This is a genomic window from Desulfitibacter sp. BRH_c19 (genome assembly GCA_001515945.1).
Taxonomy (GTDB): Bacteria; Bacillota; DSM-16504; order Desulfitibacterales; family Desulfitibacteraceae; genus Desulfitibacter.
This window is the reverse complement of sequence record LOER01000034.1, coordinates 74,061-94,333: the sequence shown is the minus strand read 5'-3', so window position 1 is coordinate 94,333 and position 20,273 is coordinate 74,061. Positions and strand designations below refer to the sequence as shown.

At 37.8% G+C, this 20,273-nt stretch carries 17 protein-coding genes; all 17 read left to right on the top strand.

Going from position 1 to position 20,273, the window contains the following annotated elements; genetic code table 11:
• The first annotated feature begins 1 nt into the window (after nucleotide 1).
• The 17 genes from APF76_06185 (at nucleotide 2) to APF76_06105 (ending at nucleotide 20,038) form a co-directional block, all read left to right on the top strand.
• The gene (locus tag APF76_06185) at nucleotides 2-1,555 is read left to right on the top strand and encodes a D-lysine 5,6-aminomutase subunit alpha (GenBank protein KUO50049.1); all 1,554 of its coding nucleotides are present in this window, start codon (nucleotides 2-4) and stop codon (nucleotides 1,553-1,555) included.
• On the top strand, nucleotides 1,556-2,308 hold the full coding sequence (locus APF76_06180; GenBank protein KUO50048.1) for a hypothetical protein: 753 nt from the start codon (nucleotides 1,556-1,558) through the stop codon (nucleotides 2,306-2,308).
• On the top strand, nucleotides 2,309-3,346 hold the full coding sequence (locus tag APF76_06175; GenBank protein KUO50047.1) for an L-erythro-3,5-diaminohexanoate dehydrogenase: 1,038 nt from the start codon (nucleotides 2,309-2,311) through the stop codon (nucleotides 3,344-3,346).
• 11 nt (nucleotides 3,347-3,357) lie between these two features.
• The gene (locus APF76_06170) at nucleotides 3,358-3,762 is read left to right on the top strand and encodes a 3-aminobutyryl-CoA ammonia lyase (GenBank protein KUO50046.1); all 405 of its coding nucleotides are present in this window, start codon (nucleotides 3,358-3,360) and stop codon (nucleotides 3,760-3,762) included.
• Between the two features lies 1 nt (nucleotide 3,763).
• Complete coding sequence (locus APF76_06165; GenBank protein KUO50045.1) at nucleotides 3,764-4,603, top strand: 3-keto-5-aminohexanoate cleavage protein; 840 nt, start codon at nucleotides 3,764-3,766, stop codon at nucleotides 4,601-4,603.
• A gap of 13 nt (nucleotides 4,604-4,616) precedes the next feature.
• Entirely contained in the window at nucleotides 4,617-5,279 is a 663-nt protein-coding gene (locus APF76_06160) for a branched-chain amino acid dehydrogenase (GenBank protein ID KUO50044.1), read from the top strand.
• Nucleotides 5,272-5,934: an acetate CoA-transferase gene (locus tag APF76_06155; protein ID KUO50043.1), complete on the top strand. Its 663-nt coding sequence runs from the start codon at nucleotides 5,272-5,274 to the stop codon at nucleotides 5,932-5,934. The genes APF76_06160 and APF76_06155 overlap by 8 nt, the downstream gene beginning before the upstream one ends.
• Nucleotides 5,935-6,034: 100 nt before the next feature.
• Complete coding sequence (locus APF76_06150) at nucleotides 6,035-7,216, top strand: acetyl-CoA acetyltransferase (GenBank protein KUO50042.1); 1,182 nt, start codon at nucleotides 6,035-6,037, stop codon at nucleotides 7,214-7,216.
• A gap of 45 nt (nucleotides 7,217-7,261) precedes the next feature.
• Complete coding sequence (locus APF76_06145) at nucleotides 7,262-8,110, top strand: 3-hydroxybutyryl-CoA dehydrogenase (GenBank protein ID KUO50041.1); 849 nt, start codon at nucleotides 7,262-7,264, stop codon at nucleotides 8,108-8,110.
• Between the two features lie 73 nt (nucleotides 8,111-8,183).
• Complete coding sequence (locus tag APF76_06140; protein KUO50040.1) at nucleotides 8,184-8,951, top strand: crotonase; 768 nt, start codon at nucleotides 8,184-8,186, stop codon at nucleotides 8,949-8,951.
• A 111-nt stretch (nucleotides 8,952-9,062) separates the two neighbouring features.
• Nucleotides 9,063-10,517: an AAA family ATPase gene (locus APF76_06135; GenBank protein ID KUO50039.1), complete on the top strand. Its 1,455-nt coding sequence runs from the start codon at nucleotides 9,063-9,065 to the stop codon at nucleotides 10,515-10,517.
• Nucleotides 10,514-11,449 carry a hypothetical protein gene (locus tag APF76_06130; GenBank protein ID KUO50038.1) on the top strand — a complete coding sequence of 312 codons (936 nt, stop codon included), beginning with the start codon at nucleotides 10,514-10,516 and terminating at the stop codon, nucleotides 11,447-11,449. The genes APF76_06135 and APF76_06130 overlap by 4 nt, the downstream gene beginning before the upstream one ends.
• 133 nt (nucleotides 11,450-11,582) lie before the next feature.
• Nucleotides 11,583-13,157, top strand: a complete 1,575-nt coding sequence (locus tag APF76_06125; GenBank protein KUO50037.1) for a hypothetical protein — start codon at nucleotides 11,583-11,585, stop codon at nucleotides 13,155-13,157.
• A gap of 334 nt (nucleotides 13,158-13,491) precedes the next feature.
• Complete coding sequence (locus tag APF76_06120) at nucleotides 13,492-14,724, top strand: lysine 2,3-aminomutase (protein ID KUO50036.1); 1,233 nt, start codon at nucleotides 13,492-13,494, stop codon at nucleotides 14,722-14,724.
• 800 nt (nucleotides 14,725-15,524) lie between these two features.
• Nucleotides 15,525-17,009, top strand: a complete 1,485-nt coding sequence (locus APF76_06115) for a hypothetical protein (protein KUO50035.1) — start codon at nucleotides 15,525-15,527, stop codon at nucleotides 17,007-17,009.
• Nucleotides 17,010-17,126: 117 nt separating this feature from the next.
• Nucleotides 17,127-18,338, top strand: a complete 1,212-nt coding sequence (locus APF76_06110; protein KUO50154.1) for a glutamate-1-semialdehyde 2,1-aminomutase — start codon at nucleotides 17,127-17,129, stop codon at nucleotides 18,336-18,338.
• Between the two features lie 80 nt (nucleotides 18,339-18,418).
• A complete protein-coding gene (locus APF76_06105; protein ID KUO50034.1) occupies nucleotides 18,419-20,038 on the top strand; it encodes a hypothetical protein in 1,620 nt (539 codons plus the stop codon).
• Nucleotides 20,039-20,273: the final 235 nt, after the last annotated feature.

Sequence of the window (20,273 nt, the reverse complement as noted above, 5' to 3'; positions counted from 1 at the left end):
TATGAATAGGTTGGATCTAGATGTATCTCAAATACTCAAGGCGAGGTCTGCTGCAAAAAAGATTTCTGAAGATATCCAAAGTCATATTAATCAACGAACAACTACTTCAGTAGAAAGAGCTGTATTACGGCTTTTTGGAATAGATGGTGCAACGGAAGATGGAGTTCCATTTCCTAATATTATTGTAGACCAAATTTTAGACTCTGGAAGACTTGGTCTGGGGGCAAGCTATTGGTTTGCAAATGGAGTAGTATATTATCAAGTAACCCCTCAAGAGTTAGCAGAACAAATCGCTGCAGGTAAAATACAGGTCACAAAGATCCCCATCCAAGATGATGGAGCAATTAGAGATGAAATAGAAAGATTATCACAATTTGGAATAACCAAGATCAATGCCAAGAGACAAGAGAGAGAAAGCTTACTTGCAAAATTGGGACAGGGTGCAGAACCGTTCCTTTATGTAATTGTTGCTACAGGCAACATTTATGAGGATGCTAAGCAGGCACAAGCTGCGGCTCGCCAGGGTGCTGATATTGTGGCGGTAATTCGGACAACTGGGCAGAGTCTTCTTGATTATGTTCCATACGGTCCCACAACTGAAGGCTTTGGAGGAACTTACGCCACCCAGGAAAATTTTAAGATTATGAGAGGTGCCTTGGATGAGGTGGGCGAAGAGGTAGGGAAATATATACGCCTGACAAATTACTGTTCAGGATTATGCATGCCTGAGATTGCTGCCATGGGGGCATTAGAAAGACTTGATGTTATGCTTAACGACTCCATGTATGGAATTATATTTAGAGATATTAATATGCAGCGTACCTTTGTTGACCAGTACTTTTCTAGATTAATCAATGGGTTTGCAAATATTACTATCAATACAGGTGAGGATAATTATTTGACAACAGCAGATGCCTATGACGCAGCTCACACAGTTACTGCTTCTCAATTTATCAACGAACAGCTTGCATTACAATCTGGAATGACAGCAGAGCAGGTAGCTCTTGGCCACGCTTATGAGTTAAACCCTGAAATGGAAAATAGCTTTGTTTATGAATTAGCACAGGCTGTTTTGGCAAGAGAATTGTTTCCAAAGGCTCCTCTAAAATATATGCCTCCAACGAAGCATATGACGGGAAATATTTTTAAAGGCCATATTCAGGATTGTATGTTTAACATGGCATCAATTATGTCTGGGCAAAGTATTCATTTGCTTGGAATGTTGACGGAAGCTTTGCATACTCCTCATATTGCTGATAGATACTTGGCACTAGAAAATGCAAAATATGTCTTTACTGCAATGAAAGATATAGCTGGAGAGCTATCATTTAAACAGGATGGTCTTATTCAAAAAAGGGCCCAAAAAGTTCTTAATGATGCTGTAAATTTTCTGGAAGCAATTGCAGATAACGGACTCATGGAATCAATCAATAAGGGTATGTTCGCTGATATCTCACGTGGTCCAAAAGGTGGAAAAGGATTAAATGGGGTGGTATTTAAAGAACCGGATTATTACAATCCATTTTTAAATACAATGTTGAAAGGAGGCAGCTAAATGGATGTGGATTTGAAAAGCGTTAAACCATATGGTGATACCTTAGACGATGGGGCTGTTCAACTATCATTTACATTACCAATTGATTATAGTGATGAAGCTATAGAGGCAGCAAAGCAGTTGGCGGGCAAAATGGGTCTTGATGAGCCAAAGGTAGTATTCTCAAAAGACATAGGAAAAGGTTTTTCCTACTTTATAATCTACGGAAGAGCAATAGAGAGTATTGATGTTACGAAAGTTAGAGTAGAAAAAATAAAAGTTAAAGTAATGGAAAAGGCAGAAGTAGAGGCATTTATTAAAGATAACTTTGGTAGACATCTGAATATAGTAGGTGCATGTATTGAAAGTGATGCTCATACAGTTGGTATAGATGCCATTATGAATATGAAAGGAATTAACCATCATAAAGGGCTAGAAAGCTATAAGGGGATAGACGCGTATAATTTGGGTTCGCAGGTTACATGCGAAGAGCTGGTTGCCAAGGCAATTGAGATTAAAGCCGATGCTATATTAGTGTCTCAGGTTGTAACACAAAAGGAAATTCACATTACTAACTTAACTAGATTAATCGAAATACTGGAAGCTGAAGGCATCAGGGACAAAGTAATTTTAGCTGTAGGTGGACCTAGGATAGACCATCAACTTGCTCAGGAATTAGGATATGATGCAGGCTTTGGTCCAGGCACCTATGCAGAAAATGTTGCTTCATATATTGTACAAGAACTTAAGAGGAGAAAAAGGGAGGTTTTTTAGATGAAAAAAGGATGTCCATATGGTACTCACAGAGTGATAGAGCCAAAGGGGGTTTTACCTCAACCAGCATGGCAAATAGATAACAATATGGAGATATTTGACAACGAGATACTTATTGAGGTTAGAACATTAAATGTTGATAGTGCAAGCTTTACACAAATAAAGAAACAAGCCAATGATAATGTCGATAGTGTTAAAAAAATAATGCTTGATATAGTAGCGAAAAGAGGAAAACATCATAATCCTGAAACAGGTTCTGGTGGGATGCTCATAGGTACAGTTGAAAAAATAGGTAGTGCCCTAGAAGGAAAGATACCATTGAAGGTAGGGGACAAGATAGCCACTTTAGTATCCCTTTCATTGACACCACTACGTATTGATGAAATATTAGAAGTACATCTTCATAAGGATCAAGTTGATATAAAGGGTAAAGCCATTCTATTTGAAAGTGGGATTTATTCTAAACTGCCTCAAGATATGTCAGAGCCTTTGGCCCTTGCAATTCTTGATGTTGCAGGTGCTCCTGCCCAGACGGCAAAGCTTGTTAAGCCTGGGGATAGGGTATTTATCATAGGGGCGGGAGGAAAATCAGGTATGCTTTGTGCCTATGAAGCGAAAAAAAGAGCAGGAATTACAGGTAGAATCATAGGAATGGGCTCTGGCAATAGCAGCTGTGAAAGAATGAGAGAGCTTGGCCATGTTGATGAAGTTATTCAAGCAGATGCAACAGATGCCCTGGCAGTTTATGAAGAAGTAAAAAGCTTAACAAATGGGGAAATGGCAGACGTTACAATAAACTGTGTAAATATACCTAATACGGAAATGGCTTCAATCCTAGCTACAAGAGATGGAGGTACAGTATATTTCTTTAGTATGGCTACAAGCTTTACTGCGGCAGCTTTAGGTGCAGAAGGTGTTGGCAAGGATGTTAACATGATTGTAGGTAATGGATATACAAAAGATCATGCTGAAATTAGCTTAGCAATTGCCAAGGAGTCTCCTGATCTACTAAGAATGTTGGAAAAGCTTTACGTATAGGAGGGGCAGCTATGGACTATCAGGCAATGGTAAGGGTACGGATGAGTGATCATGATGCTCATTATGCAGGTGGATTGGTAGATGGAGCTAAAATGGTGCAGCTTTTCGGTGATGTAGCTACAGAGCTATTAATAAGACTTGATGGGGATGAAGGTCTCTTCGTTGCTTATGATAATATTGAATTTTTAGGACCGGTATATGCAGGAGATTTCATTGAAGCATGGGGCAGAATTGTAAAAATTGGAAATACATCAAGAAGAATGGAGTTTGAAGCTAAAAAGGTGATTACGGCTAAAAAAAATGGCAAGCATGAATCGGCAGCTGATGTTCTAAGTAAGCCGATATTGGTGGGTAGGGCTTCAGGAACTTGTGTGGTTCCAAAGAATAAGCAGAGAAAATCAGGGGGTGAGAGTTAACATGCAAAAGCTCATCATTACTGCGGCAATTAATGGAGCGGAAGTAACAAAAGAACAGCAACCAGGATTACCCATTACTCCAGATGAAATTGCTCAGGTAGCTGTAGAATGTGAAAAGGCAGGAGCTTCGATTATTCATCTTCATGGAAGAGATATAAAAGGCAGGCCAACCCAGGATAAAGAAGTTTTTAGGAGTTATATTGAATCTATTAAATCCAAAAGCAATATCATTATCCAAACATCAACTGGTGGTGCAGTTGGCATGACCCCAGAAGAGAGACTACAGCCAGTTTCACTTAAACCTGAAATGGCAACCCTTACTACAGGAACAGCAAATTTTGGGGATGAGGTTTTTTATAATCCACCTAAGGATATTGAAAAATTTGCTTCCTACATGCAAGAAATGGGTGTCAAGCCAGAAATTGAAGTTTTTGATGTTGGCATGATTAATAATGCACTAATGCTTGTAAAAAAGGGCTTGCTCTCGTTACCTCTTCACTTTGACTTGGTTATGGGAGTACCAGGTGCAATCCCCGGGACACCAAAAAACCTTATACATTTGGTTGAGACATTGCCTGTTGGGTCTACTTGGACAGTTGCAGGAATAGGAAGGATGGAACTACCCTTAGGAGTCATGGCAGTTTTACTAGGAGGACACGTAAGGGTGGGCTTTGAAGATAATATTTTTTATACAAAAGGGGTACTTGCTAAAAGCAATGCCCAACTGGTAGAGAGAATAGTAAGAGTGGCTGGAGAGCTTGGAAGAGAAATAGCAACACCGGATGAAGCTAGAGGTCTTTTGGGTATAAGCAGGCCCTGTTCTATTAAAAAACCTTCTTAAAGGAGATAGAGACATGGTAGAAATTCTTTTAGTGGAAGAGGCAATAAGTAAAATGCAGGATGGAATGAGTGTAGCCATTGGAGGTTTTCTTGGCTGTGGTTGCCCTGATTTGTTAGTAGATGAAGTTATTAACCAGGGTTATAAAAGTCTAACATTAATATGTAATGATACTGGCTTCCCTGGAAAAGGAGTAGGAAAGCTTCAGGATCATAATAGGCTCTCCAGGGTCTACGCTTCATATATAGGAGCTCATCCAAGTACAGGGAAACAGATGCAATCAGGTGAAATGGACGTAATCCTTACACCTCAAGGTAGCTTGGCTGAAAAGCTAAGGGCAGCAGGTGCAGGACTAGGAGGAATACTGACACCAACTGGAGTGGGAACTGTTGTAGAAGAAGGAAAAGAGATCATCACAGTAGAAGAAAAGAAATATCTCCTAGAATTGCCTTTAAGGGCAGACGTTGCACTACTTAAAGCACACAAGGCTGATAAAAATGGTAATCTAGTTTTTAGAAAAGCAGCCCGAAATTTTAACCCAGTAATGGCAACAGCAGCTGATCTAGTGATTGTTGAAGCAGAAGAAATCGTAGAAGTCGGTGATATAGACCCAGATATGGTACACACACCTGGTGTTTTTGTGGACATTTTGGTAAAAGGGGGGAGCCAAAATGGATAAAAAAGAGGCCAGAATAATGATAGCAAAAAGAATTGCCAGAGAGCTTGTAGGTGGAACAGTTGTCAATCTTGGAATTGGAATGCCAACAATGTGTGCGAATTATGTACCAGCAGATGTAAATGTAATGTTCCAATCAGAAAATGGTTTTATAGGAATAGGTCCAGCACCATTGGAAGGTGATATAGATGCAGACTGTGTTAATGCAGGAGGCAGTCCTGTAACAATTTTACCAGGGGGTTGCTGTTTTGATAGTGTAACATCATTTGGGATAATTAGAGGTGGGCATATTCACACAACTGTCTTAGGAGCACTACAGGTAGACCAGGAAGGAAATCTTGCAAATTGGATGGTTCCAGGCAAAATGGTACCTGGTATGGGTGGTGCCATGGACCTAGTAGTTGGGGCAGGAAGAGTAATAATTGCTATGGAACATGTAGCTAAGGATGGAAGCCCTAAGATATTAAAGAAGTGTACATTGCCCCTTACGGCGATTAATGAGCTTGATTTGATAGTCACAGATATGGCTGTTATTAGTGTTACAACAAATGGACTAGTTCTTAAGGAAGTGGCACCTGGTGTTACTGTGGAAGATGTAATAAAAGCTACAGAAGCGGATTTGATAATACCAGCAGAAGTTAAAACTATCTGTGTATAGAAAGAGGACATGCCGGTTAATTAGAAGCCAGCATAAAACCTTAAAATCTGCTTTTTAGAGGCCGAGTGTTTTAATATTGTAGCGAAAGGAGACGATAAAGATGAAACGACCTGTGATAGTGAGCGCGGTAAGAACACCAATTGGTTCCTTTGGAGGAACATTAGCTAACACCAGCGCAGTAGAACTAGGAGCTATTGTTATCAAGGAAGCATTAGAGAGGGCTAAGATTTCTCCTGAACAGGTGGATGAAGTAATAATGGGTAATATACTACAGGCTGGACTTGGGCAAAACCCTGCAAGGCAGGCATCGATTAGCGCTGGATTATCCCATGTAGTTCCAGCAATGACAATCAATAAGGTGTGTGGCTCGGGGCTGAAATCAGTTAATTTAGCAGCTCAAGCTGTTGCCTTAGGTGATGCAGAGATAGTAGTCGCTGGTGGCATGGAAAACATGTCCATGGCACCCTATCTTCTAGATAAGGCTCGTTCAGGATATAAAATGGGAGATGGAAAACTGATTGATTCCATGATAAAGGATGGATTATGGTGTGCATTTGAAAATGTGCACATGGGTATTACTGCAGAAAATATGGCAGAAAAGTGGAACATAACAAAAGAAGAACAAGATGAATTTGCAGCAAAAAGTCAACAAAAGACGGAAAAAGCAATAAATGAAAAGCTATTTGCTGATGAGATAGTTCCAGTCATTATACCCCAAAGAAAGGGAGAACCAATAGTATTTTCGGTAGATGAATTTCCCAGGAGTGGATCAACAGTTGAAGGTCTGAAAAAAGTTCGTCCAGCCTTTAAAAAAGATGGTACAGTATCAGCGGCAAATGCTTCAGGAATCAATGATGGTGCAGCTGCAGTAGTAGTGATGTCCGAAGATAAAGCAAAGGAATTGGGGATTAAGCCCCTAGCAAGTATAAAGTCCTATGCATCAGCAGGAGTTGAACCAAGGATTATGGGAATTGGTCCTGTACCAGCTACAGAAAAAGCACTAAAAAAGGCAGGAGTAACATTAGAAGACATTGATGTTATAGAAGCTAATGAAGCCTTTGCAGTACAATCATTAGTAGTATCAAAGGAACTTGGATTTGATATGGAAAAAGTCAACAAAAATGGAGGAGCTATTAGTTTAGGTCATCCTGTTGGAGCAAGTGGAGCTAGAATCCTTGTTACATTATTGCATAGAATGGAAAAGGATAATGCTAAATTAGGTTTGGCAACCCTATGTATTGGTGGAGGGCAAGGGGTTGCAGCTGTATTAGAAAGAGAGTAATACGCTCGGCTAGTAAATCTCTAGGCTATGGAGAGGATGAGTGCTATGGATATCAACAAGATAATGGTAGTTGGAGCTGGCCAAATGGGTTCTGGCATAGCTCAGGTTGCAGGGGCTGCCGGAATTGAAGTGTATCTTTATGATATAGATGAAAGCTTTGTTCAAAGGGGATTAAAGTCCATAAGTAAATTTCTAGAAAGAAGTGTGCAAAAGGGCAAGATTACACCAGAGACAAAAGGTGCTATAATAAAGAAAATACATCCATGTACTAACTTAGAGGAAGCTCAGAAAGTTCAATTAGTTATTGAAGCTATAGTTGAAGATTACAATATTAAAACTAAAATTTTCAAAAAGCTAGATGAGGTTTGTTCTAAAGAAACTATTTTCGCATCAAACACTTCTTCCATTTCTATTACAGCTCTAGCAAAAAACGTTCAGCGACGAGATAAGTTTATTGGAATGCACTTTATGAACCCTGTTCCCCTTATGAAACTAGTAGAAATAATAAAGGGGCTTGATACATCTCAGGAAACTTATGAATCAGTCAAAAAAGCTGGTGAAAAGATGGGGAAAACATGTGTTGAGGTACAGGATTTTCCTGGATTTGTCCTAAACAGAATTCTCATACCAATGATTAATGAGGCTATATACACAGTTTACGAGGGGATAGCTACAGCAGAGGATGTAGATACTGTTATGACCCTTGGAGCAAACCAGCCCATGGGACCACTTGCGTTGGCTGATCTAGTAGGTTTAGATACCTGCTTGGCAATAATGGAAGTGTTGCATGAAGAATTTGGTGATAGCAAATATAGGCCTTGCCCCCTATTAAAAAAATACGTTAATGCAGGATATTTGGGTAAAAAGACTGGGAGAGGTTTTTACTGTTACTAGAAGTAGAAGCATGATGCATTATGCCTCTTGAAATAGGACATGTCCCCAAACTTATAAAGTAGGAGGAACAGTCATGTACAAGAATATTAAATTCACAGTAGAAGAGGATATTGGAAGTCTTATTGTAAATAGACCGAATTCTTTAAACAGTTTAACAATAGAGGCTTTGAAAGAAATTATATCCGTGCTGGACAATCTATCCCCTAAGGTAAAGATTCTTATGGTTGCAGGTGCTGGAGAAAGGGCCTTTATTGCAGGAGCAGATATTAAGGAAATGGCTGAGTTTACTCCAGAGGAAGCTATGGAATATGTAAAGCTGGGACATAGAGTTTTCTGTACAATTGAAGAACTGCCTATACCTGTTATTGCCGTTATTCAAGGATATTGTCTAGGTGGAGGACTTGAATTAGCCATGGCTTGTGATATAAGAATTGCATCTGATAAAGCCCGTTTTGGTCAACCTGAGGTAGGCCTTGGAATTATTCCGGGTTTTGGAGGCACTCAAAGATTGCCTAGACTTGTTGGTAAAGGAATTGCTTTAGAGTTGATGATGACAGGTAATATTATTGACTCTAAAAGGGCATATCAAATAGGCCTAATAAATCATGTTGTAAATCCCAAGAGTCTACCAGAAAGATCTTATGAAATTGCCAATATATTAAAAGCTAAAAGTTCCAATGCAATATCACTAGTTAAAGATTCTGTTCATAACGGTTCAAATATGGCCATTAAAGAGGCCTTAGCTTATGAAACCAGGTTATTTGGATACTGTTTTACCAAGGAAGATTTTAAAGAGGGCTTTAAAGCATATTTTGAAAAGAGAAAACCCAAATTTAAGTGATGGTGAAGGGTATTGAGTTAATTGTATACATGATATACATGATTTATTATTAAAGTTATGTAGGAATTCTTGCTATCAATGTAGAATATTATTAATTGGGGTGATAGCAGCATGGAGTTTCATCTAAGGGGAAATATTGAAAAACATATTTTTATTAGTATACTAGATGCCATTGATAGTGCAATTACCGTTATAGATTGTAATGGTGTAACGATTTTTTATAATAAAGCTGCTACTAGGATGGAGGGTTTAAATCCTGAGGAAGTTATAGGAAAGCATCTTTTGTCTATATATCCAAGTCTTAACGAAAATAATAGTTCATTATTAAAAGTTTTAGAAACTAAGTGGCCAGTTGTTGAGCAACAACAGACTTTGGTTACAAATACTGGCAAGAAAGGAACTGTTCTTTATTCAACATATCCTCTCTTCAAAGACGGTGTATTGATAGGTGCATTTGATATTTCTAGGGATATAACAGAGATAAAGAATTTATCAGAGAGACTTGTAGACTTACAAGCAAAACTCATGGATAATAAAAAAAAATTAGCATCTTCATCCTATAATAACAATTATTCCAGCAGATTTACTTTGGATGATATAATTGGTGAAAGCCAAGCAATTATTAAGTTAAAAAAGCTTGCTAGAAGGGTTGCATATAGCCCGTCTCCTATACTTTTATATGGAGAAACAGGTACTGGCAAAGAAGTTTTTGTGCAAGCTATACATAATGAAGGAGATAATGGGAATAAACCATTTGTAGCTCAAAACTGTGCCGCATTACCTGCTACTCTATTAGAAAGTATTCTCATGGGCACAGTAAAGGGAAGTTTTACTGGTTCAGAAGACCGGCCAGGATTATTAGAGATTGCCCATGGGGGAACGCTTCTTCTTGATGAAATTAATTCTATGCCCCTTGAATTACAAAGTAAAATTCTTCGAGTGCTTCAAGAGGGGTGTTTTAGGAGGATTGGTGATACAAAACTAAGGCATGCTGAATCAAGAATTGTGGCATGTACAAATGTGGACCCAACTGAAGCTGTTAAGAATAAAAATCTGCGCATTGACCTCTATTATCGACTAAATGTTATTTCCTTGTACATTCCTCCATTAAGAGAGAGGAAGGAAGATATTCCACCCCTGGTTAATCATTTTATTAATAAACTTGGTGACCGGTTTCATGTAAGCATAAAAGGTGTTGAGGACAGGGTTATGACAGTTTTTGATAATTATGATTGGCCGGGTAATGTAAGAGAACTGCAGCATTGTTTAGAACATGCTATAAACGTTATGTCAGGTTCAATAATAAAATTAGAACATATGCCATTATATCTTACGAAGCATTTTAGTAGAAACAATATTTATGGAGTAAGTTTGCCGAGTATTTTAGATGTTCAATCATTACCTGAAGCTTTAAGCACTATAGAGGCTAATTTCATTAGGGATGCGCTAGCAAAATGTAGTTGGAATGTAACTCAGACTGCTCGAATGCTTAAAATTCCTAGACAAACACTTCAGTATAAAATGCGTAACTTGGAATTGAATACTAACAATGGTGGCAATTTATGAGCCTGCTAGTTGTATCCTTGTTAGGTGGTATTTTTGTAGGTTACAGTAAGTTTTTTTCAGAAAGATTACTGCAAATTTTAGGGAAATTAACTGTTGTTAGTTTGATTTGCCTCATAGGGGCATTAGGTGCAAAGATTACTTTAGATGAGGCTGTCTTTAATAGTATTGGAGTACTTAGTATAAAAGCACTACTGCTCATGCTCACCTCCGTAGCTGGTAGTGTGGTAGTCGTTTGGCTAATGGAAAAAAGGCTTCATTTGTTTCAATATGATAATGTTGTAAGTCAAAAAGAAATCTCAACCCAAACTAAGAATGAAACACAGCAAGCAACTAATTATTCCTTTGTCAAAAGGGTGCTTATAACACTTTTCATTGGTGGTATTCTAGGTAAGGTCTTCACTATTAACTTGGAAACCTTAGACTTGACAATTACACTATCCTTATATATCTTATGTTTTGGGGTAGGAACTGATATAGGTAATGATGAAAATTTAATTAATAGTCTAAAGAGCTTGAGTTGGAAGTGCATTCTTGTTCCATTTGGGGTATTATTTGGAAGTTCCTTAGGAGCGTTTTTAGCAGGTCTGGTTGTAAATATAGATGCTAAAAGTGCTATTGCCATAGGAGCCGCTTGTGGGTTTTATAGCGTTGCAGGGGGGGTCTTGGCAAATCTTGCAGGTTCTGAGATGGGGACAGTAGCCTTTTTGGCTAACTTCTTTAGAGAGATTGGCTCCTTTATAATAATTCCAATTCTAGCAACAAAGGTAAGCCCTGTTTCTGCTAGTACTCCAGGAGGAGCAACTGCCATGGATACAACTTTACCATTAATATTTAAAACTTTAGGAACAAAGGTAGCCTTAATTGCTATGATTAGTGGGGTAGTACTAACCATACTTATTCCAATCTTGTTGCCCATTATCTTATCCTTTTAATAAGGTAAGATGCAATATAGAAGGTGAAATTTAGCCTTCAGTTATGATGCAAAAAAATGAAGGGGAGGTGAAGAAACAGGAGGAAAAGTAAGAATTGTCAGTTTAGTAAAAAAATGAAATGGGAGGTATATTTGTGGAACATTACGGCTGGATATCATTGTTACCACCTGTGATAGCTATTGTATTAGCTATCGTGACCAGGGAAGTATTATTATCTTTAACTGTTGGTATTATGGTAGGATCTTTTATACTCTTTGATGGTAACCTGATGGCAAGTTTTACTGGAGTGTTTGATTTTGTTTTTCAAAGTGCCGGTGATCCTGACTGGAATATGCGTACAATAATTTATACATTGTTCTTAGGAAGTGTTCTTGGGATGATAACAAAAGCTGGCGGAGCTAGGTCTTTCGCTGACTGGTCTTCGAAAACCATTAAATCAAGAAGAGGTGCTCAGGGAGTAACATTTGCAACAGGGATTGCGCTATTCTTTGATGATTACTTTAATGCATTGACAGTAGGTTCAGTTATGAGAACTGTTACTGATAGATTTAAAATTTCAAGAGAAAAGCTTGCTTATATTACTGACTCTACTGCTGCACCCGTTGTTATATTAATGCCTATATCTACATGGGTTGCTTATATTGTTGGTATGATGGGGGATCAGTTTAATCAATTAGGACTTGATAATAACCCATTTATGGAGTTCATCTATACAATTCCATATAACTTCTATGCATGGTTAACATTAATAATGGTAGCAGTAATCATTTTCACTAATCTAGAGTATGGACCCATGGCTAAAGCTGAGAAAAGGGCAGTTGCCAAGGGAATTCTTTATGAGGAAGGAAGTGTAGCTCCTCCAGGGGATGAGCTAAATAGGATTGAAGGCTCACCAAATGGAAAAGTTGCAGATATGGTCTTCCCAATTGTTATGTTAGTCGCTTCAATAGTAATATTTATGCTATATACTGGTGGATTTTTTGATGGAGGTAAAAGCGTATCACAAGCATTACAGGATACTGATTCTGTAACTGCCATGGTGTACGGTACATTCTTAACAATAGTAATATCTATGTTATGGTATAAGGTCAGAAAAGTTATTGGTATTCTTGAATCAATTGAAGCTGTTGTTGCAGGTATGAAGGCTATGCTTCCAGGTATTTTAATTCTAGTTCTAGCCTGGAGTATTGGTTCAGTTACGAGTGAACTAGGTACTGGCATGTTCCTAGCAGAAGTAGTAACAGAATCATTGCCTGCATGGACACTACCTATGGTGATATTTTTCGTTGCTTGTTTTATGGCCTTTGCAACTGGTACTTCATGGGGAACCTTTGCTATTATGATACCAATTGCTATTCCATTAGCAGTTTTTTCCGATACATCCATAGCTTTATGTATGGCTGCTTTATTAAGTGGAGCTGTATGGGGTGATCATAGTTCACCATTGTCAGATACCACAATTCTTTCATCTACCGGTGCAGGTTGTCCTCACGTTGATCACGTAAGGACACAAATCCCATATTCATCAACAGGTGCTGCAGCTGCATTAGTTGGCTTTATTGTTGCAGGAATAACTCAAAGTGTCATAGTTTCACTTATTGTATCAGTGGCTGTATTAATTGGATTAATTTACTTGTTCCATAAGTTTAACAAGGATGAAATCGAGAAAATTGATCAGCATATAGAGCAAGTAGATGCAAACCTGTAAATAATATTGAGGAATAAAAATTATCATTACAATAATTCTAGTAGTAGCTAGTAATATAGAGTTTCTGGGAGTTATTGTATGCATCAAAAGACTATGATTAGGTGTTAAGGGTAACCTTGCTATGGAAGATGTTAATAGCACCATAGAGAAATTGCCTAAAACATAGGTGTCGATGTATAATAAATATAAAAGACGGTGCAACAAATGGTTGCACCGTCTTTTTGTGTCATGTTTTAAATTTATACACACTCAAAATAGATGGCATAAGTTTTGCATTGAAAAAAGGTGAATGGGATGAGATGACCAGCACAATTGAAATAGGGGGAAAAAGAAAATGAGACACTATAAAGAGATTTCGTTATGGGAAAACATTACTGACGAGCAGTGGAATGACTGGAAATGGCAGGTCAGCAATCGTATAACTACTGTTGAAGAGCTTAAGCAAATCATAGACCTAAGTGAAAAGGAGGAAGATGGGGTAAAAAATTGTCTAAAAACCTTTAGGATGGCAATAACTCCATATTATGCTTCACTAATTGATAAAGATAATCCTAGTTGCCCCATTAGAAGGCAAGCAGTTCCTACTTATAATGAATTAAAGGGTTCTAAATGTGATTTAGAAGACCCATTAGATGAAGATGTTGATTCTCCTGTGCCATGTATAACCCATAGATATCCAGATAGGGTACTGTTTTTGGTAACTGATCAATGTTCCATGTACTGTAGACATTGTACCAGAAGACGTATGGCTGGTACTAATGATCAGGCAAGAAATAAAGATCAGATAGAAGCAGCAATTGAGTATATTAGGAATAATAATGTGGTTCGAGATGTCATAATTTCTGGTGGAGATGGGTTATTAATTTCTGATAGTCTTCTTGAAGATATTCTAAAAAAATTAAGGGATATTCCTCATGTTGAGATAATCAGGATTGGCACTAGAACTCCAGTTGTTATGCCCCAAAGGATAACACAAAGCCTATGTAATATGATCAAAAAATACCATCCTGTATGGGTCAATGTACACTTTAACCATCCAAATGAGGTAACTCCTGAAGCAAAAAAAGCTTGTGCTATGCTAAGCGATGCTGGCATTCCTTTGGGTAATCAAAGTGTATTACTAAAATCAGTAAATGACTGTCCGCTAGTAATGAAAAAATTATTACATGAGCTTTTAAAAATGCGTGTTAGACCATACTATGTATATCAATGTGATTTAGCTAAGGGAATCGAACATTTTAGAACTCCAGTTAGTGCTGGAATTCAAATGATGGAGTATTTAAGGGGACATACCTCAGGACTTGCGGTTCCTGTATTTGTTGTGGACGCTCCAAGAGGAGGGGGAAAAATACCTGTAATGCCCCAATACTTAATATCTCAATCTCCAAACAAGGTAATTCTGAGAAACTTTGAAGGTGGTTTATATAGCTATACACAACCAAAACATGAGATTGACCCTGAAAAACCTTGCGAACATTGCGGTGAGCATCATAATGACTATGATATGGGACTTGCAAAGATGTTAAATGGGCATACAGTTGCCATGGAGCCTGTAGTAAAAAGATAGCACAGGTAACTGCCCAAAAATGAGCAGGGCCCAAAAATGAGCACAATCGAGAAGTTTGCTTGAATACCTAGAAAATACTGAAAAATTATCCTGTAAATAATTAAGAACGCCTAGAAATGGGCGTTTTTTAACTTTTGTCCGATGACTATCACCGCTAGCCTTGCATGGGTTCAGCTATGCCCGTAAAACAAAACTTAGTTTACGTCAAATCTATTGTTCAAGGCGGAAGCTTTAATTGCGCTAATATTATCTACCTATGAAAATTATGCTTAATGATAGTGCAAGTTGGCAAGTTTCACTCCAAGACTTCCATCTTCTAGCCTTGTACTGGTATTTCTAAGCATTGCCGAAATCACAATGCTAGAACTACGGGCGTAAGGGGTGCTGTGTCCAGCCTTGCACACACTCAATACTAATGAACAAGTTCATAAGTGTTACTAGCGTGGATAACGGTTTTCCCTAAAGGATTAGCTTAGCTAAACATTTAATCTGCTGATTAAATAAAGTTTCCCTCTATAACCTTCAGATGGAGTAAAAATCATAGTACTAAAAAACATGGCATAGGGATTGCATTATAAGACATTATTAAGGTAGCCATAGTTAATTGTTCTTCCATAAGTATTGAAAAGATGAATTTAATGCAGAAAGAAGAATTGTACGAAAGGATATATGAAGTTATACTGGAAGATAGAGTTATACAATATGTCTAATAACATAAATTTGGGGACATTCCTCAGCCCTCAGAGGCTAAGTCAAAGGAGGTGTATCCCCATACATTATTTATTAAAGGAGGCAACATAGTGGCAAAATTTACATTTGAAGGACAACCTAGGTTAAAGCTTTTATCAGATTCACAAATTGAGAAAATTCATGATCAGGCAATTGCCCTGCTAGAAAAAACTGGAGTAAAGTTTGACTCAGAGGAAGCATTAAAAATATTAGAGGAGCATGGAGCAACTATAGACTATAATAAAAGGATTGCTAAAATTCCAGGACGGCTCGTAGAAAAGGCAATTAAAACAGCTCCAGAAGAAATTAAATTATTTAATAGACAAGGGGAATTAAGTGCAAATCTAAGTGGAAGTAATGTTTACTTTGATCCTGGTTCATGTGCTATTAGAATGATGGCATCAGATGGTATTACAACTAGGAGTTCACAGAGCCATGACTTAATTAAGATATCAAAGGTTACTGATGCATTAGATAATCTAGTGTTACAGAGTTCGGCTGTCACCCCATATGATGTTCCGAAAATTATTGGAGATAGCTTTAGACTCTACCTTTTATTAAAGAACTCACCAAAAGCAATTATAACAGGAGCTTTTACCATAAATGGTGTATCAAATATGAGAGATATGCTTGCAGTTGTTAGGGGTGGATACAAAGAGCTAGAAGAGAAACCACTAGCTGTTTTTGATATTTGTGCTTCTCCACCACTTAAGTGGACTCATATTAGCTCCCAAAACATTATTGATTGTGCCCGCTATGGTTTACCCCAAGAGTTTATTACCATGGCTATGCCAGGTGCTGCCTCTCCAGCAACTCTGGCAGGATCAGTACTTGTACAGGTGACAGAAACTCTGAGCGGTCTAACACTAGCACAATGTACCAAGGAAGGGGCCCCGTGTATTTATGGTAGTGCACCTGTAAGTTTTGACATGAGACACGGAACTACTCCAATGAGTGCTTTAGAGGCTACTATGATTGGCGCAGCATATGTCCAAATGGGTAAGTATTATGGCCTGCCAACCCATACCTATGCAGGTCTTAGTGATTCAAAACTCGTAGATGTACAGGCAGGCCTAGAAACTGCAATGAGCGGTATAATTGCCCAGTTAGCTGGAATTAATGTTATTTCTGGAGCTGGCATTTTGGATTTTGTGGGTTGTTTTAGTCTAGAAAAGCTAGTTATTGACAACGAAATATGTGGTATGGCTCTAAGATTAAATGAAGGTATCAGAGTAGATGATGAAACACTAGCAGTTGATTTGATCTCTGAGTTAGGACCTGGTGGAGATTATTTGCTGGCCGACCATACTCTAAGATGGTATAAAAAAGAGCCTTATTTACCTTCAAAGGTAATTGTTAGGAATAGCAACAGTTCCTGGGAAGCTGAAGGATCTAAGGGAAGCTTTACATTAGCTCAGGAAAAGGTAAAAGATATTTTAGAAAACCATGTTCCTGTTGGAATGAATACTGAACAGGAAAAGGAATTAGACAATATTGTTAGAGGTTTTATGAAGGAACATGATATTAAAGAAATACCTAATGGACCAATTTTATAACATACGCTTTGTCAAAGCATAATCGTCTACGCACATGGTTGAAAATTAACATTTAAAAGAAGGGTGGAACAAAACGTGAAACACAAACCTAAACTTAAGCTAGAGAAGTCACTTCAGATGTTTGAAGAAGCACAGCGCCTTTCCCCAGGAGGTTTAATGGGGATTCGTAGACCCTATAATTTTATACCAGGAGAATATCCGATTTTCATTGAACATGGATACGAAGGTCACATTGTTGATGTGGATGGCAACGATTATATAGATATGCTTTGCGGATATGGTCCAATTATACTGGGCTACAATGAAAAAGAAATAAATAATGCAGTAATTGAACAACTGGATAAAGGGTTCTGTTTTGCATTAGTTCAGCCTGTCCAAAACCAGCTTGAAAAAAGACTAGTTGAATTAATCCCATCAGCTGAAATGGCTATATTAGTGAAGACAGGCTCGGATGCAACAGGAGTAGCGGTCCGAATTGCAAGAGGTTATACTGAAAAAAATATAATTTTACGTTGTGGTTATCATGGTTGGCATGATTGGTGTGTGGAAGTAGAAGGCGGTGTACCAAGTGCAATAAGAGATTTAACACGTGAATTTCCCTATGGAGATTTAGATGCTCTGGAAAAACTGTTAAAAGATAATGCTAATGATGTTGCTGGAATTATCATAACTCCTGTAGGCCATCCTCTAGCAGCACCTGTTACAGCCCCTCCTGAAGGCTACTTAGAAGGGGTACGTGAACTTGCTGACAAATACAAGACCGTATTAATCTTTGATGAAATAAGAACTGGTTTCAGGGTAGCATTAGGAGGGGCCCAAGAAAGGTATGGTGTAACACCTGACCTTTCTACCTTTGGAAAAGCAATGGCCAATGGTTATGCTATAAGTGCATGTGTGGGCAAAGAAGAAATAATGAAGGTGGCAGAAAAAAAAGTTTTTATAAGTTCCACTTTCTTTCCTAACAGTCTAGAAATGACAGCTGCAATGAAGTGCATTGACATACTAGAAAGGGAAAAGGTTATGGAAAGCATTTGGAAACGCGGACAAATGTTTTTGGATAGTCTTAGTAGTATTGTGGAGAAGTCTCAGGTCCCTGCCTCAGTATCTGGAATACCACCAATGCCATTTTTAACCTTTGAAAAGGTAGATAATCGTTATAAAGAACGCAGAAACTGTTTCTATACAGAAACAATCCGTAGAAACCTATTTATTCAACCATACCATCATTGGTATATTGCCCATAGACATACCGACAAGGATCTCACTAATGCATTAGATGTAATAGGAGAAGCCTTGGAGGTTGTAAAAGAAAGATTTCCTCTAAAATAGAAGTAAAGGATTCTTTTTTTCACTAATTCTAAGGAATTAATTAAGTGGTTATATGGGGTGTATTGTGAGGGGGATCCGAAATGTCATTTGCTATAGAGAATATCTTTACAATAGAAAATTTAAAAGGTCTTAAATTGGTAGCTGGTGGAAAAGGCTTAGATAGACAGGTCAAATGGGTAACAATCCTGGAGGTTTTAGATGAATTAGCTTACTTGGATGAGGGAGACCTACTTGTGACAACAGGGTACGGACTTGCTGAAGATGAAGAACTGCAAAACACTTTAATAAACTTTCTAGCTGAAAGAGGTTTGGCAGGCATTGCAATTCAACCAGGATTTTCTCTTACAGAAATTCCAGCAGCTTTATTACGAGAAGCGGATAGACTGGGTTTTCCAGTTTTATATTTACCAAAGGATCTGTCCTTTAGTAGATTTACACGTCATATATTGAAGCATCTTATCAATCATCAATTCTATTTGCTTGAATATTCCCAGAGAATTTACAACCAACTAACTAAGCTAGTATTAAATAACCAGGGGCTAGATAGCATTGCTGAAAGCCTTGTAGCAATGATTGAAAGACCTGTTATTATATTAGATTTATTTTATAATCCAATTGCTGACGCTTTTCCTGAAACAAATCATTTTGAACCATGGGGTAATCTCTCGGATATAATAAGAAATGTAACATCACTTACAAGTATCAAGGCGCAAATTATTAGCTTACCAAATGACCGTCATCTTAGTCTAGTTCCCATTACTACAGGTTCTGAGGTTTTAGGCTATTTAGCTATTTTAAATCCAAAGAATCCCATGGAAGAAATGGATTCTATAGCAATAGAACATGCAGCAACCCTGGCTGCACTTGTTATTCTAAAAGAAACTGCAGTAAGAGAAACCAAAAACAGTCTAAAAGAGGACTTTCTTGAAGAAACCTTAAAGGGTATAAATTCCCCACAAATACTTGCAAAAAAAGCAGCAGCCTTTGGTTATGATAAAAGTAAGGGATACCATTTGGCCCTTTTTAATATGGGCAATTGGGACCTGCTTTCTAATACCCAAAGGGAAACTGAGATGTATCATCTTAAGAATTATCTTTTGTCCTCTATAGAGCATTGCATATCAAAATATGGCTTCAGGTATATGTATAAGTTTTCTTCTCCAGAAAAAATTCTACTTCTACTACAGGTAAGAAGTAAAAAAGAGCTGGCAGATGTTCAAAAAGTAATTGGGGAAATAATAAGTCTTATTAAAAACAAGTACACAGACATTAGCATTATGGCAGGTATAAGCAATTATTACAGTAAACTTGAGAGCCTGAGCTTGGCATACAAGGAAGCATCCAGAGCATTGGATTTAGCAAAGATTCACAATAAACCTATAACCCTATTTTCAGATATTGAAGTTTATAATTTATTCTATGAAATTTCCAAAAAGAACTTTTCCCAAAGCTTTTTTAAAGAGAAGTTAGGATTTCTAATAGAATATGACACAAAAAACAATTCACAACTAGTAACAACCTTAGAGTATTTTCTCAAGCATAACGGTAATTTACAAGAAACTTCAGCTAGTTTATATGTACATCGACATACATTAAGATATAGACTACAGAGGATTAAGGAAATTACAGGACTTGACCCGTTAGCCTCTGAAGATAGATTGAAATTGCAAATTGCTCTAATGTTATCAAAAGTAATATAAATGAGTCAAAAGAACACCTTCTTTAAAGCAGGTGTTCTTTTATCCGATGACTATTATCGCTAGCTTTGCATGGGTTCAGCTATGCCAACAAGATGGCTAGTTTTACTCCAAGACCCCCACTTCTCTTAAGGAAATGGGACACACCTGTGAGTAGAACCAGGAATGTCAAATCAGGTGGAGTAGAGTCTCCATCTGATTCCCATGTTCAGCTTTGACTGAACGAGTTTACTGCTGG